Below are 14,220 nucleotides of genomic sequence, written 5' to 3' on the forward strand. Positions count from 1 at the left end.
CAAACTCGTTCATGGTAGCGACCGGTGTCCAAAGATCCGACGCCCATGATCGCAGGAAGACCTCGGCTTTTCAACTGAGTGGCCGCCGCTATACATAGATCGCCGGAGCTAACATGAGTAACTTCTTAGTGAACCGTTCCTAATTGATTTGCCGCGGCGAGGATCGCATTGGCCGCGGGCTCCGATAGGGCATAAGGGTCCTGACCCAGGCGTGCCGCCGCGATGCAGAATGCGGTCTCCATCGCATCGGCCGCCTGGATGGTCTGCCATTCCTGGTGCAGACAGGTATCCGTCACGGCCTGCTGGTCGAGTCGCGCCAATACGGTCTCAATCAGGTCGGCGAGGGCGTTACGGATGTCCTCCAGGTCCAGGTCACGGGCGCCGCTGGTGGGAAAACCGACACGCGCCTGCGGCAGCTCCAGTGCGCGCCATTCGATCAACGCGCGCTCCCCCATCGGCTTGATCAGCAAGTCCGGAAGTGCAAAGCCCTCGCGGCCGAAACGCAGATTATGCCGATGCTCATACCCGTCGCGCCCAGGCGCTTGCGCCTCATAAAGCAGGGACCACCAGTGTGTGGCAATCCACTCGGCGAGCGGATAGACCGGAATCAGTAGGTGGTCGCGCAGGCCAAGCGAGCGGTAGTCGTTGACGCGGGTGATGGTGGCGTCCTCAACGCGGATGGCGAGCCGCGCCCAAGTGGCCGCCAGTTCGTCACCGCGGCTACCATCCACCCGTTCCCATTCGATGTCGAAGCGTAGTTTATTCATAGTAGACCGCGATGTCCTTGGGCCACTCGTCCGGCAGCAGGCCATAGCCCTTGTAGTTCCCCTGTGTGCGGTTGACCAGACGGGCCTCATAAACGGTATCCCCTTGCTTATACCAGGCGTACCGCGGAAACTCGCCTTCCCAAGGGCCGCCGATGACGCCCTTGGTGATGGCGGCGCGCAGCCATTGCGTTAGCTGGTCGCGACTGTCGGCGAGCGCGCGATAACACAGGGTTGCGTCGGGCCGCGGGCGCGGCGGACGAGGGCGTGTCCTTGTGCTCGACGCTGCCGACATAACTGGCCACGAGCGTCAAGCGCCCGAGCCGCTGCGGATTGATCGCGGGGAGGATGCTTCGAGCAAGAGGTCGACGGCGTTGGGTGGCTCGCATCGGTTTAAGCTGGATTGATCTGGGGTCTTCGCCATCATACCTGTAAGCGCGGATCGACGGTGGGTCGCCATGGCTGCGCTGAACCTCCGTCGATTTGCGGACGCTCGGTCTTTCTCTTGGGATATCAGCGGTATGTCAGGGGTAGACCACAGATATCTAAGGCGCATGAGCACCGGACCGGTTGTTGCCGGAAAGCGTCCCAACAGCGAGGGTGCCTGGTCGCCATGGCCCCAGGGGTTAGGGTGGCGGCACTACCTCAGCCTCCCGCATTCCCCCCAAAAAACCGAACCTTCAGCTCTCACACCCATCCCCCCTGATCGGGCACCCTGACGGCACCTTCACAGCCGGTCCGGGTCTTCGTCAATGCGCTTCTCCAGGTTTTCAGGGCTTCTCGCCGCGGCACTCGCCGCGCCGCCCCACGCCCTCTGGGCCGAGCCCGCCGCCACCTTGGGCACGATCCTGGGCAGCAGCGACATCGCGATCAAGGACCGCTATTGGTTCCGGTTAGTCCCCTTGCCCATCGGCGAGGACTCCCAGTCTCAGTTGCTGGCCTTACACTGCCTGGCCACCACCGACCGCGCCGCCGCGCTCGCGGCATTGCTGGAACACTGCGCCGACGGCCACCACGATGGCCGTCTGGCTCGCGGCCTGGGAGGACGACAAGGGCGATCGCCACGCGCCGACGACCGTCTATGTCGAGGTGGACCCAACCCGCTGGAGCTATGCCGACCAGTTCACGACCTCGCGTATGAAACCACAAGCACTCCAGTTGGGGCTCTCGCCCCGGCAACACACGACGCTGATGGCCCTCGGCCTGCTGGCGTTGGTGGTCACCCTGATGCTGGTGTCCCACCCCAGCTTTGTCGGTACCGGGGGCGCCGAGTTCAACCCGCTCTACGCGAAGTTGTCCGACTGGATGACCGGCTACCCGGGCCGCGTCGTGGCGGCGGTGTTCATCATCGTCGGGCTGGTGGGGGGGTCGCCCGCGGGTCCGTGATGGGTTTTGTGTTCGGGGTCGCGGCCGGGACCGGCCTGTTCCTGGCGCCGAACGTCATCGACGCCACGGTGTCCGGCACCCTTGATCCATCGCCAGTTTCGCGGTTCGCGTGCGGCCGAACTCTATCCGGTGCTGGCCTATGAACCCTGCCAGCAACGCTTCGTCCTGGACGACCTGTCCCTGGGCTTCGGGTTCGTGTGCGAGCCGCTGTCCAGCGCCGATCACGCGCAGGCCGATTCTTGGTGGTCCGGGTCCTGTGCTCGGGCGTCCGTGTTGGCTCGTCCTGGGCAGTGGCATTTGCCGGTGTCCCGTGAGTGTCCCACGGCAAAGAAAAAGGGCCTAGGTTTTACCCTAAGCCCTTGATTTTATGGTGCGCCCTGCGCGACTCGAACGCGCGACCGCCTGATTAAAAGTCAGATGCTCTACCGACTGAGCTAAGGGCGCGAGGACTGCACAGTATAGGCGAATCGCATCGAGTTTTGAAGCGCGTTGTGAAATTCCAGCAGTTTCAAACTTCCTGTGGCTAAGGGTTACGGCGGGGCGTCGCACTGGTGTGGGGGATTGACGGGGCGTAGCTGGTGGGCTCCTTGCGCTCTGGCCCAAGTTTCTGCAGTCGGCTTTGGGCGAGCCGTGCCTCGGGCGTGCCGGGGTATTTGGCGATGACCTGGCGGTAGGCGTTGCGCGCCTGTTCGCGGGCGTCCTGCTCCGACTGAATGTCACCGATCTTGAGCAGTGCCGCGGCAAGCCTGGTGCTGCCGGGGTTCAACTGCACCAGGCGATCGAATTCGGCCAGGGCCGCCGGGTAGTTGTGCTGGGCATAGTAGGTCTCCGCCAGCCAGTAGCGGGCGTTGTCGGCATACTGGCCCTGCGGATAGCGGCGCAGCAGGTCGTTGAAGGCCGTCACCGCGTCCGGGTATTTGCGCTGCTTGAGTAGCTCGAAGGCGTCGCGGTAGGCGTCGCGCTCGTTGCCGCCGGTGGTCTCCGGGCTGGGCAGGGAAGGGATGCCGACGGCGCCGGGCGAAGAGGGGATGGGGGCGGTGACCGGCGGCGGTGTCTCGTTGCCGACCGGGGGTTTGAGGTCCCTGCCGCTCGCATCGATGGCGCCGTTCGGGCTGGCGGGCGGTGCCGCGCCCCCGGGGCCGCTGTCGGTGCCGTTGTCGGTGCCGGGTGCTGCGGGCGATTGGCCGGCCGGGGCGTCCAGACCCTTGCCGGTGCCCAGGCGGGAGTCGATGTCCAGGTATTGGTCGCGCAGTTGCCGCTGAAGCTTCTGGATCTCGAACTGCTGGGTCTCGACCAGGCCGCGCAATTCCTGCATCTCCTGCTGGAATTGCTGCATCTGCAACTGCTGGCCGGCGGCGCTTTGGTTTTCCATGATGCGCTCGATGCGAGCCACCCGGTCCTCCAATAGCGGGTTGGCAGCGGCGTATCCGGCGGCGGATGCGCTGGTGGGGAGAGCGGTCGCCGCCCCGAGGGCCGCGATCAGCAATAAGGTGGAGCGTGCGTTGTTCATATCGGTCTTGCGCTCATTTGCGGATGAATCAGCCTTCTGTGTCCGGCGTGGCCAGCATGCCGGGCGCCTCAGTATTGAATGGTCACCCGCCGACTGAGCCGCCAGGCATTCTCACTGTGCCCGGGCTCGGCGGGTTTTTCCTCGCCATAGCTCAGGGTGGCCATCTGGCCCGGGCTCACGCCCTCGGCGAGCATCAGCTTGCGCACGGACTCGGCGCGTTGGTCGCCCAGGGCCAGGTTGTATTCCCGGGTGCCGCGCTCGTCGGTATTGCCCTCCAGCGTGACACGCTGACCGGGGGTCGTGCCCAGGTAGGCGGAATGGGTGCGGAGCACGTCCAGGTACTGCGGCTTGATCTCGGCGCTGTCGTAGTCGAAATAGATGGTGCGGTGGTAGAGCGGATTGGATGGGTCCTCCCAGGGGCCGCGATAGGTCGGCCGCGGCGCCTCGGTGCTTGCCACCGGGGCCGTCGCCCGTGGGGTGGCGTCCAGCGTGGGCGGGGGCATGCGCTGCCGGGGCTCGGGTTCTTGTGGTACCTCGGCGCAGCCGCTGAGGCACAGGGTTAAGACCAGGCCGGGGCCGATCAGCCCGGCGGCGATGCGGGCCGTTGCAGGGGCGGGGCAAGTCAGGATCGGTGTCACGGGGGGCATCCTCATTTCATTGTCGGCGACCAGGCGGGCTCGCGCACCTCGCCCGTGTCCTGGGAAATTCGCTGGCTGCCGCCGCCTTCGACCGCGGCGGTCGCGAGTACCCCGCGTCCATTCTGCACGGTGGCATAGATGACCATGCTGCCATTGGGCGCGAAACTTGGCGACTCGTCCAGCCCGCCATCGCTCAAGACCTTGCGGAAGCCGCGCGCCAAGTCTTGGACGGCGATCCGGAACTGGCCGTTGACCCGGGTTACCATGGTGATGGACTTGCCGTCCGGGGCGTAGGAGGCACGGCCGTTATAGTCGCCCTCACCGCTCAACCGCGTGGCCGGCCCACCGGCGGTGGACATCCGGTAGATCTGGGGGCTGCCGCCGCGGTCGGAGGTGAAGATCAGATCGTTGCCGTCGGGGGACCAGGCGGGCTCGGTGTCGATGGCGAAGTGGTCGGTGAGTTGCGTCAGTTCGCGGGTCTGGAGGTTCAGCACATAGATGTTGGCGTTGCCGTCCTTCGACAGGGTCATGGCCAGACGCTGGCCGTCGGGTGAGAAGGCCGGTGAGCTGTTGATGCCCGGGTAGCTGGCGACCAGGTCGCGGCGCCCGCTGGTCAGGTCCTGCACATAGATGGCGGCACGGCGATTCTCGAACGAGACATAGGCGAGCCGACGCCCGTCCGGCGACCACGCGGGTGACATGATCGGCTCATTGGACGAGACGATGGTCTGGGGGTTGCTGCCGTCCGCGTCGGCCACCCGCAGTGTCACCGTCTGGCCCTCCCCGCGTCCGTTGGCGGTGATATAGGCGATGCGGCTGGCGGCGACCCCGGGCTGACCGGTGAGTTTTTCATAGACCTGGTCGGCGATACGGTGGGCGGTGAGGCGCAGCCCCCCGGCCGTGGTGCTGAGGCTGGAGGAGGCGATCTCTTTGCCGCCGACCACGTCGAAGAGGTTATAGCTTACGCGGTAGCCGCTGCCCTCCTGTTCCACCCGGCCGATCACCAGGCTGTTCATCTTGAGCAGGCCCCAATCGCGCAGGTCCACCTCGGCCGCGGTGCTGGGCATGGCCATCATGTCGCGGGTGGGCAGGGCGCGGAATTTGCCGGTGCGCACCAGGTCCGCGGCGATCACGCCGGCCACGTCTTCCTTGGGGATCAGGCCCTCCGAGACCCCAAAGGGCACCACGGCGATCGGCTGGGCGGCCTCGACCCCGCCGGTCACCTCAATCGTGAGCCGGGCCTGGGCGGGGGCGGAGAGTCCCAGCGCGCCCAGCGCCGAGCAGGCCAGGGCGGCGAAAATCGTGAATAATTTGGCTTTAGTCATGGGCCTATAGTCTCCGGGCCGGATCAACACGAGCGAGGTTCGTCCATTGTGCCATAATCCAAGACCGCGGCGGTCGGCTGGGAAATAGGACAAGATTAACCCTAAGAAAGGGTAATTGTCACGTCAAGGCGCCAAGCTCGCCAAGGTTTTTTAGTGTGTTATCGACGCTGGGTCATTCACCCGACGGTCGATCTGGATGCCTGGTCGATCTTTTTGTATTTCTTGGCGAGCTTGGCGCCTTGGCGTGAGCAATTGGCGGCCTTTAGGATAACCGGGGCGGCAGGCAAGGCACGTTACTATCCTGTAAATCTTGCGAAATCCTGTTAATCCTGTCCATTTGTTCTAAGCCTGCCGTAGCGGCTTTGTGGGACGCGCCGTCGTCTTTGATTGCAGTCAGGGCGTGAACTTGAGGTTGAATTCCCGGAAGCGCTCGAAGGCCGGACCGGATGGTATCGGTATCGGCGAGGCATTATAAACCGCTGCGATCACCGATTGGTCGAAGGCGGCATTACCGCTGCTCTGCACCACGCCCACCGAGTTGGGTACCACCTCCCCACCCGGGATCAGCCGCAGCGAGACGACCGTGACCAGTTCGCCGGTCAGCGCCAGGGGGCGGACCCAGAACTCGCGGACCTTGTCCCTGATCACGGGGATGTAACGGTCCACCTCACGGGCGATCTCCTGGGAGGACGACTGCGACTGGTCGTCGGCCTCACGGGCGCGTTGGGCCTCCGCCAGCGCCAGGCGCTGACGGTCCTCCTGCTCCATCTGGCGCGCCTCCTCCTCAATGCGCTGCTGGGATTCCTCTTCCGCCAGGCGGCGCTCTTCCGCGGCGGCCATGCGTTCGGCCTCGGCCTCAATCTGGCGCAGACGCTCGGCCTCCGCCAGACGCTGTTGCTCCTGGCGGATCTGCTCGCGCTCCGAATGCATGCGCCGCGCGGCCTCTTCCTCCTGACGCTGGGCCTCGGCGGCCTTGGCTGCGGCCTGCTGCGCCTGGCGCTGCTCGGCCGCTTGTTGCCTGGCCTGGGCCTCGGCCTGGCGGCGGGCCTGGGCTTGCGCCTGGCGCTGGGCCGCCGCGGCCTGGCGGCGCGCCTCCTCGGCGGCCTGTCGCTGGGCGGCGAGTTCGGCGGCGCGGCGTGTGGCAGTCTCGGTCTCGCGGCGCGCCTGGGCCTGGGCTTCGCGCTGGGCCGCGTCGGCGGCGGCCTGGCGCTGGTCCTCCTGGCTCTTGCGTTGCGCCGCCTGGGTGGCCGCACGCTCGGCCGCGGCCTGACGCTCCGCCTGAAGTTTCGCCGCCTGTGCCGCCGCCAACTCAGCCTCGCGCTTGGCCGCGGCGTCGGCGGGCGGCGGCGACTTGGCCTCCTGGCGCTTCTGATCGGCCGCGCGTTTGGTCTGTTCCGCCTGGAAGCGCGAGACCATCTCCTCCATGGCGCGGTCGCCGACGACGGTTGCCTGCACCACCTTGGGGGTCTGGCCTACCGCGTTGGGGTCCGCCGCGAAGTGGACGCTGACGAACAGGAGCACCCCAAAGAGCAGGTGCAGCAGGAGCGACCAATAGAGTGCGCGCCGGTTCTGGCGCAGGACCTGCCACATGGTCAGGGTGTACGGCGCGCCGGCGGGGCGGTGATCAGGCCCACATTGGGCGCCCCGGCCGCCTGGGCGACCACCATGGCGCGCACCACTCGGCCGTAGTTCACCTCGCTGTCCGCGCGCACCAGGACCGGTGTTTCGCGGTTGTTCTCCAAGACTGAGCGGATGCGGTCGTAGAGCGACTGGTCGGTGACTGGCAGCCGCTTGTCCTGTCCCACATCGACATAGAAATCGCCCATCTGGTCGATCGTGATGACCACCGAGGCCACGGTCGGGCTCGGAATGCCGCCGGCCCGCGCCTGTGGCAGGTTGACCTTCACCCCCTGGGTGATCAGGGGGGCGGTAACCATGAAGATCACCAGCAGCACCAGCATCACGTCAATGTAGGGCACGACGTTGATGTCTGACATGGGCCGACGGCGGCTGTGACGGCGAGAACGCTTGAGCATGGAGAGTCCCCGGGCGCGTCAGCCGCGGCCCTGGCGCTGCAACAGGGTGGAGAATTCCTCCATGAACTCCTCATAGCGGTTGTTGAGCCGCTCCACCTGGTTGGAGAACCGGTTGTAGGCGATGACCGCCGGGATGGCGGCGAATAGCCCGATGGCGGTGGCGACCAAGGCCTCGGAGATGCCGGGTGCGACCAGGGCCAGGGTCGCCTGGTCGACGTTACCCAGTGCATGGAAGGCGTGCATGATGCCCCAGACGGTGCCGAAGAGCCCCACGTAAGGGCTGGTGGAACCGACCGTGGCGAGGAAGGACAGGTTGGCGTCCAGCCGGTCCATCTCCCGGCTCAGGGCCACCCGCATGGAGCGCTCGGCGCCTTGCAGGACCGCCATCAGGTCGCTGCCCTCGACCTTGCGCAGCCGCACATAGTCCTTGAAACCGGCGCGGAAGATCGCGGCCAGGCCCAGGCTGCCCTGATCCTCCGCGCTCAAGTCCTTGTAGAGTGTGCTCAAGTCCCCGCCGGACCAGAAGCGCTCCTCGAATGCGTTGGCGGCCTTGCGCGCGTTGCCAAGCACCCGCCCGCGGTCCAGGATCAGGGTCCAGGACATGACGGAGGCCAGCACCAAGACCAACAGCACCAGTTGCACGACGAAGCTCGCGTGCATGATCAGGTTCAGCAGCGAAAGGTCGGAACTCATCTGGGTCTCTCTTGGGGGTCTCGGCTTAATAGGGTCTCGCACGGCCAGGGGCGCGGTGCGGGGTTGGATGGCGCGCGCGGGTAGCCGTCCTGATTGGGGGCGGAGCTTAACCGGAAATGCCCGTGCGTGCGCGGAAGAAGATGGTTGGACCGGGTTAGCGGCCGATCGACGTTCAGTCGCGCGCGTCTGCAAACAGGTCGCCGATGGCTGGTCCGGCCGGCGGTGGCGTCGACGGGCGCACCGGGACCGGCAGTCCCAGGTGCAGATAGGCGGCCGGGGTCGCCATGCGCCCGCGCGGCGTGCGCATCAGATAACCCTGTTGGATCAGATAGGGTTCCAGTACGTCCTCGATGGTACCGCGCTCCTCGCCGATGGCCGCCGCCAGGCTTTCCACCCCCACGGGTCCGCCGTCGAACATCTGCACCACCGCGGCCAGCAGGCGCCGGTCCATGTGGTCGAAGCCCAGCGCGTCCACCTTGAGCATGGCGAGCGCCTGGTCTGCTACCGTCACGGTGATGCGTCCGTCCGCCCGCACCTGGGCGAAGTCGCGCACGCGCCGCAACAGCCGGTTGGCGATGCGCGGCGTGCCGCGGGCGCGCCGGGCAATCTCCGCCGCGCCCTCCGGGTCGGTGGGGATGGCCAGGATCTCGGCGGAGCGCCGCACGATGGTGGACAGGTCGGCCGCCGAATAATACTCCAGCCGCTGGACGATCCCGAAGCGGTCGCGCAAGGGCGAGGTCAGCAGTCCCGCCCGGGTGGTGGCGCCCACCAGGGTGAAGGGCGGCAGGTCGAGCTTGATGGAGCGGGCGGCCGGTCCCTCGCCGATCATGATGTCGAGTTGGAAGTCCTCCAGGGCCGGGTACAGGACCTCCTCGACCACCGGGCTCAGGCGGTGGATCTCGTCGACGAACAGCACATCCCCCGGTTCCAGGTTGGTGAGCAGCGCGGCCAGGTCGCCGGGCTTTTCCAGCACCGGCCCCGAGGTCTGGCGCAGGTTGACCTGCATCTCGTAGGCGATGATGTGGGCGAGCGTGGTCTTGCCGAGCCCCGGGGGGCCGAAGATCAGCACATGGTCCAGGGCCTCCTGGCGGGCGCGGGCGGCGCCGATGAAGATCTCCATCTGCTCGCTGACCGCCGGCTGACCGACATAATCCGCGAGCCGGCGGGGGCGGATCGCCCGGTCGATGGCGCTGTCGTCGCTTGCGGCCAGGGGGCTGATGACTCGGTCTGGGTCGGTCTGCATGGGGCGTTGGGGGGTCCGTGGGGGAGGGCCGTTAAGATATTCGTCCGCAAATGAACGCAAATGAACGCAAATATCAATTGGTATGCGCGCCTGACACCTCGCCACTCGTGACACCGCTACGAGATTGCGCGCGTGACACCGCTAAGCGGTGTCACGCATGTGTCAGGCGCTCCGCGCCGCGACTGCTCGCTCAGTCTGAGGTTTTCTGGTTGTCTTCGTTAGGCTTTTCGGACGGTTGCCGCGAACTGCCGAACTGATAGAACACCAACCAGATCGCCAGGCCGATGAAGGCAAAAAACTCGATTTTTTCAGCATCGATGGTCATGATTCGATCTCCGTGGGTAGTAGGGCGATCCGGAATCTCTCACGCCAAGGCGCCAAGCTCGCCAAGTTCTTGAGTGTGAGCGCAAGATCAGGCATACCGGCAACCGCGTCAGTGCGTCAGTGCGTCAGTGCGTCAATCCGGGTTCCCGGTATCGACTTATCGACTGTTTTCTTGGCGAGCTTGGCGCCTTGGCGTGAGTAATTTCCTGATTTAGATTGAGTTGCATGCCCGTATTCTGGTCACTGGCGGTGGTGCGCCTCAGGTCCTCGCTCTGGCAACTGCCGATACTCGGAGCAGTGCCGCGGGGTTGGTATCCCCTTGCCTGGGTTCAGCAACTCCAGCGGGTCGAAGGCGCGCTTCACGGCGCGGAACGCCGCGAGCTCCGCCGGGCTGAACTGGATGCACATCTGGTTGATCTTCTCGATCCCCACCCCGTGCTCGCCGGTGATGGTGCCGCCCACCGCGACGCACAGCTCCAGTATCTGCCCGCCCAGGGCCTCGGCGCGCCCCAGCTCGCCGGGTTTGTTCGCATCGAAGAGGATCAGCGGGTGCAGGTTCCCGTCTCCCGCGTGGAAGACATTGGCCACCGGCAGGCCATACTCCGCCGCCAACTCGGCGGTGCGGCGCAGCACCTGCGGCAGGTGACGGCGCGGGATGGTGCCGTCCATACAGTAATAGTCCGGTGAGATGCGCCCCACGGCCGGAAAGGCGGATTTGCGCCCCTTCCAGAAGCGCAAGCGCTCCGCGTCGTCCTGGGAGACCTGCACTGTGGTGGCGCCGCTCGCGAGCAGCAGGGCGCGCACGCGCTGGGCCAATTCAGCCACCTCGTCCAGGGTGCCGTCGATCTCGCAGATCAGGATGGCCGCCGCCTCGGTCGGGTAACCGGCGTGGGCGAAGGCCTCCGCCGCCTGGATCGCCGGCCCGTCCATCATCTCCAGTCCGGCCGGGATGATGCCGGCGGCGATGATGTCGCCCACCGCCTGGCCGGCGCGCTCCACGTCGTCATAGGCGGCGAGCAGGGCCTGGGCGCGCTCCGGCACCGGCAGCAGCTTGACCGTCACCTCCACCGTCACCCCGAGCATCCCCTCCGAGCCGATGATGAGCGCCAGCAGGTCATAGCCGGGCGAGTCCGGGGCCGCGGCGCCGATCTCGACCAGTTCCCCATCCATCGTCACCAGTGTGACCGCCAGTACGTTGTGTACCGTCAGCCCGTATTTGAGACAGTGTACCCCACCCGAGTTCTCCGCCACGTTACCGCCGATGGTGCAGGCGATCTGGCTCGAGGGGTCCGGGGCATAGTAGAGCCCGTGGGCCGCCGCCGCCTCAGTGATCGCGAGGTTGCGCACCCCGGGTTCCACCCGCGCCGTGCGTGCGACCGGATCCAGTGCCAGGATGCGGGTGAAGCGCGCCAGACTGAGCAGGACCCCATCGCCCACCGGCAGGGCACCCCCCGACAGCCCGGTACCCGCGCCGCGTGCCACCACCGGCACCGCGCGTGCGTGACACAGGCGCAGGACCTGCTGCACCTCCGCAACCGTCCGCGGCAGGACCACCAGCAGCGGGAGTTGGCGGTAGACCGACAGCCCGTCGCACTCATAGGGTCGCACCTGTTCCTGCTGCTCCAGCACCGCGTCGGCCGGGAGGAAGGCGCGCAACGCCCGGACCAGGTCCGCGCGGGTGGCGGCCAGCCGGGGGTCGTTGAAGTCCGTCTGGGACGGCTGGGGCAGGCTCATGGCTGGGGCACTCTGGCGCGGCGGCTTGGGCAAGGTTGTAAGATGCGGCATCTGCGCAGCCGCATCAACCGAAGGAACTCTCCACCATGTCCGACGACGAATTTCATGTCCACGGTCCCCACGAGCATCTGGCCCACGAGCCGGGGCATCGGGCGCACCCGCTCGCCCAGTATGTCGCCATCTTCACCGCCCTGCTTTCGACCCTGGGGGCCGTCGTCAGCTATCAGAGCGCTTACACGTTGAGCGAGGCAATGCTGCAGAAAAACGATGCCGTGCTCAAGCGCACCCAGGCCGCCGACCTGTGGAATTTCTACCAGGCCAAGAGCGTGAAGGCCCACCTGATGGAGATGGCCACCGAGCTGGCGCCGCCCGAGCGGCAGGCCAGCTATCGAGCGGAGGCGCAGCGCTACAACCGTGAAAAGGATGAGCTCAAGGCCAAGGCAGATGCCTTTGAGAAGGAGTCGGAGAAGGTCAACTGGGAGAGTGCCGCGTCGCTCGCCCCACACCACCGCCAGGCACAGGCCATGACTCTGATCCAGATCGCCATCTCGGTGGCGTCCGTGACCGCGCTGACTCAGCGCCGCTGGCTGTTCATCGTCGCCGGCATCGCCGCGGCCGGGGGCGTCGGGCTCTGGGTTTGGTCACTGTTCGGCTGATCAATCATCGCAGAACGCCTATTTGTCACGCCAAGACGCCAAGCCGCCAAGGTTATGCAGTGCGTTATCGGCGTCGGGCGATTCACTCAGCGGCTGGTCGCCGAGCGCGGGGATCTGCGTTTTTTTTCTTGGCGTCTTGGCGTCTTGGCGTGAGCACTTCTCTCTTCCAGGTTCAGCCGTCGCGCTGGCCGAGGAACATGGCGTCCCCATAGCTGAAAAACCGGTAGTGCTGGGCGATGGCGTGGCGATAGGCCGCGCGGATGCGCTCGACCCCGCAGAAGGCGCTGACCAGCATCAACAGGGTGGACTCCGGCAGGTGGAAGTTGGTGATCATGGCGTCCACTACCCGGAAGCGGTAGCCGGGGCGGATGAAGATCCGGCTGTCGCCCCGAAAGGGCTGGATTTCACCGTCTGCGGCGGCGCTCTCCAGGCTGCGCACGCTGGTGGTGCCGACGGCGATGACCCGCCCGCCGGCCGCCCGGGTGGCCGCGATGCGGGCGCAGGTGTCCTCGCTCACCTCCAACCATTCAGCGTGCATCCGGTGCTGGTCCAGGTCCTCCACCCGCACCGGCTGGAAGGTGCCGGCCCCCACATGCAGCGTGACCTCGGTGCGCGCCACCCCCAGCGCGGCCAGCCGCTCCAGCAGCGCCTGATCGAAATGCAGCCCCGCGGTGGGGGCGGCCACCGCCCCCACCCGAGTCCCGAAGACGGTCTGGTAGCGCTCCGCATCCGCGTCGTCGTCCGGCCGCTCAATGTAGGGCGGCAGGGGGAGATGGCCTTGCGCCTCCATGAGTTCGGGGAAGGGGCGGTCCAGTGCGCGCAGCCGGAACAGGTCGCCGTCGCGTCCCAGCATCTCCAGTCGCTCCCCGCCGGCCAGCTGGATCAGCCGTCCGGGTTTGAGCGCCTTGGCGGCGCGCGTCTGCGCCAGCGCCTCGTTCGCTCCCAGCAGGCGCTCGATCAGCACCTCGACCGCGCCGCCCGTGTCCTTGTGGCCGAACAGCCGGGCGCGCATCACCCTGGTGTTGTTGAACACCAGCAGGTCGTCGGGGCGCAGCAGCCCCGGCAGGTCGGTGAACAGCAGATCGCGCGGGGGCGAGTCGTCCCCGTCCAGGGCCAAGAGTCGCGAGGCCGAGCGCTGCGCGAGCGGGCGCTGCGCGATCAACTCGGGGGGGAGGTCGAAATGGAAGTCGGAGCGCTTCAAGCGAATCGGTCGGTTGGTGCGGCGAAGCGCGCATCCTCATAGATGGCATCCAGGCCACAGTCGAAACCGATGGCATCGAGGGTGAGCCGTCCTTCCTCCGGTACCTGTTGCAGCATCCAGCCCTCCGGGTGTCGCCGAAAGACCTCGACCGAGCGGGTGCGCGAGTCGATCAGTACATATTCCTCAAGGGTCGGCAGTTGCCGGTAACAGGCGAACCTGGCGCCCCGGTCGTAGGCCTCGGTGGACTCGTCTGCGCGGTGGCGGATCAATTCCAGACCTCGGCGCACTTCGCCGAGTGCGATCGCCGACAGATAGAGGGGCGATCTCGTGGTCTTGGCCTGGGCAAAGAAGCGGCGCACACCTGGATCAGCCTTGGCGGCTTTACGCGCCTCGCTGATCACATTGGTATCAAGCAAATGCATCGTCGGCCCGTTCATCGGCCTGGACGCGCGCGAAGTCACTGTCCAGTCCGACGTTGGGCATGGACGCCAGAACCTCAGCGAAGCTGCGCTTGCGCAGCCGCCGCAGAACTTCCTCCAAAATCAGGCGATGCTCCGCCTCGGCGCTGCGTCCGTGGGCGGATGCGCGTTGCTTGAGTGCGGCGACGAGGTCCGCATCCAGGTTCCGTACGATCAGGTTAGCCATGTTCTTGCCTCCACGCTCGACGGCGATGGCAATGCTAGCACGCCCGCGGCCGATCGGTCGGCGGG

General features: G+C 66.5%; 18 protein-coding genes and 1 tRNA gene. 3 read left to right on the plus strand and 16 right to left on the minus strand.

Annotation, left to right across the window (positions count from 1 at the left end):
• Positions 1-125: 125 nt before the first annotated feature.
• From QZX93_RS07625 to QZX93_RS07635, 3 genes are all read right to left on the minus strand, one after another.
• Entirely contained in the window at positions 126-767 is a 642-nt protein-coding gene (locus QZX93_RS07625) for a hypothetical protein (RefSeq protein WP_295386201.1), read from the minus strand.
• Positions 760-1,059: a hypothetical protein gene (locus tag QZX93_RS07630; protein WP_295386203.1), complete on the minus strand. Its 300-nt coding sequence runs from the start codon at positions 1,057-1,059 to the stop codon at positions 760-762. Before QZX93_RS07630 ends, QZX93_RS07625 begins: the two co-directional genes overlap by 8 nt.
• A 432-nt stretch (positions 1,060-1,491) precedes the next feature.
• Complete coding sequence (locus QZX93_RS07635) at positions 1,492-1,638, minus strand: hypothetical protein (RefSeq protein WP_295386206.1); 147 nt, start codon at positions 1,636-1,638, stop codon at positions 1,492-1,494.
• Positions 1,639-1,781: 143 nt separating this feature from the next.
• On the opposite strand from QZX93_RS07635, the gene QZX93_RS07640 reads away from it, so the two are divergent.
• The gene (locus QZX93_RS07640) at positions 1,782-2,150 is read left to right on the plus strand and encodes a TraV family lipoprotein (protein ID WP_295386209.1); all 369 of its coding nucleotides are present in this window, start codon (positions 1,782-1,784) and stop codon (positions 2,148-2,150) included.
• 81 nt (positions 2,151-2,231) lie between these two features.
• Positions 2,232-2,513 (plus strand): TraC family protein, encoded by a 282-nt coding sequence (locus QZX93_RS07645; protein WP_295386212.1) that lies wholly within the window; start codon positions 2,232-2,234, stop codon positions 2,511-2,513.
• Positions 2,514-2,518: 5 nt separating this feature from the next.
• On the opposite strand, the gene QZX93_RS07650 is transcribed toward QZX93_RS07645, so the two are convergent.
• The 10 genes from QZX93_RS07650 to QZX93_RS07695 form a co-directional block, all read right to left on the minus strand.
• Positions 2,519-2,594, minus strand: a tRNA-Lys gene (locus QZX93_RS07650).
• A gap of 79 nt (positions 2,595-2,673) precedes the next feature.
• Positions 2,674-3,660 (minus strand): tol-pal system protein YbgF, encoded by a 987-nt coding sequence (gene ybgF, locus QZX93_RS07655; RefSeq protein WP_295386216.1) that lies wholly within the window; start codon positions 3,658-3,660, stop codon positions 2,674-2,676.
• 68 nt (positions 3,661-3,728) lie between these two features.
• Positions 3,729-4,307 (minus strand): peptidoglycan-associated lipoprotein Pal, encoded by a 579-nt coding sequence (gene pal, locus QZX93_RS07660; RefSeq protein ID WP_295386219.1) that lies wholly within the window; start codon positions 4,305-4,307, stop codon positions 3,729-3,731.
• A gap of 2 nt (positions 4,308-4,309) precedes the next feature.
• Positions 4,310-5,623 (minus strand): Tol-Pal system beta propeller repeat protein TolB, encoded by a 1,314-nt coding sequence (tolB, locus tag QZX93_RS07665; protein WP_295386222.1) that lies wholly within the window; start codon positions 5,621-5,623, stop codon positions 4,310-4,312.
• A gap of 393 nt (positions 5,624-6,016) precedes the next feature.
• Positions 6,017-7,213, minus strand: a complete 1,197-nt coding sequence (tolA, locus tag QZX93_RS07670; protein WP_295386225.1) for a cell envelope integrity protein TolA — start codon at positions 7,211-7,213, stop codon at positions 6,017-6,019.
• Between the two features lie 2 nt (positions 7,214-7,215).
• Positions 7,216-7,659 carry a protein TolR gene (tolR, locus tag QZX93_RS07675; protein ID WP_295386228.1) on the minus strand — a complete coding sequence of 148 codons (444 nt, stop codon included), beginning with the start codon at positions 7,657-7,659 and terminating at the stop codon, positions 7,216-7,218.
• Positions 7,660-7,677: 18 nt separating this feature from the next.
• Complete coding sequence (tolQ, locus tag QZX93_RS07680; protein ID WP_295386233.1) at positions 7,678-8,352, minus strand: protein TolQ; 675 nt, start codon at positions 8,350-8,352, stop codon at positions 7,678-7,680.
• A gap of 172 nt (positions 8,353-8,524) precedes the next feature.
• A complete protein-coding gene (ruvB, locus tag QZX93_RS07685; protein WP_295386237.1) occupies positions 8,525-9,595 on the minus strand; it encodes a Holliday junction branch migration DNA helicase RuvB in 1,071 nt (356 codons plus the stop codon).
• 190 nt (positions 9,596-9,785) lie between these two features.
• Positions 9,786-9,920 (minus strand): hypothetical protein, encoded by a 135-nt coding sequence (locus tag QZX93_RS07690; protein ID WP_295386241.1) that lies wholly within the window; start codon positions 9,918-9,920, stop codon positions 9,786-9,788.
• 239 nt (positions 9,921-10,159) lie between these two features.
• Positions 10,160-11,653, minus strand: a complete 1,494-nt coding sequence (locus QZX93_RS07695) for an FAD-linked oxidase C-terminal domain-containing protein (protein ID WP_295386244.1) — start codon at positions 11,651-11,653, stop codon at positions 10,160-10,162.
• Positions 11,654-11,739: 86 nt separating this feature from the next.
• On the opposite strand from QZX93_RS07695, the gene QZX93_RS07700 reads away from it, so the two are divergent.
• Positions 11,740-12,309: a DUF4337 domain-containing protein gene (locus QZX93_RS07700; RefSeq protein ID WP_295386247.1), complete on the plus strand. Its 570-nt coding sequence runs from the start codon at positions 11,740-11,742 to the stop codon at positions 12,307-12,309.
• 172 nt (positions 12,310-12,481) lie between these two features.
• On the opposite strand, the gene queA is transcribed toward QZX93_RS07700, so the two are convergent.
• From queA to QZX93_RS07715, 3 genes are read right to left on the minus strand one after another with little or no spacing between them, the layout of a single operon-like run.
• Complete coding sequence (queA, locus tag QZX93_RS07705) at positions 12,482-13,510, minus strand: tRNA preQ1(34) S-adenosylmethionine ribosyltransferase-isomerase QueA (RefSeq protein ID WP_295386249.1); 1,029 nt, start codon at positions 13,508-13,510, stop codon at positions 12,482-12,484.
• The gene (locus tag QZX93_RS07710; protein WP_295386252.1) at positions 13,507-13,932 is read right to left on the minus strand and encodes a Uma2 family endonuclease; all 426 of its coding nucleotides are present in this window, start codon (positions 13,930-13,932) and stop codon (positions 13,507-13,509) included. Before QZX93_RS07710 ends, queA begins: the two co-directional genes overlap by 4 nt.
• A complete protein-coding gene (locus tag QZX93_RS07715; protein WP_295386255.1) occupies positions 13,919-14,155 on the minus strand; it encodes a DNA-binding protein in 237 nt (78 codons plus the stop codon). The genes QZX93_RS07710 and QZX93_RS07715 overlap by 14 nt, the downstream gene beginning before the upstream one ends.
• Between the last annotated feature and the right edge of the window lie 65 nt (positions 14,156-14,220).

Source organism: uncultured Thiodictyon sp. (genome assembly GCF_903946935.1).
GTDB lineage: Bacteria > Pseudomonadota > Gammaproteobacteria > Chromatiales > Chromatiaceae > Thiodictyon.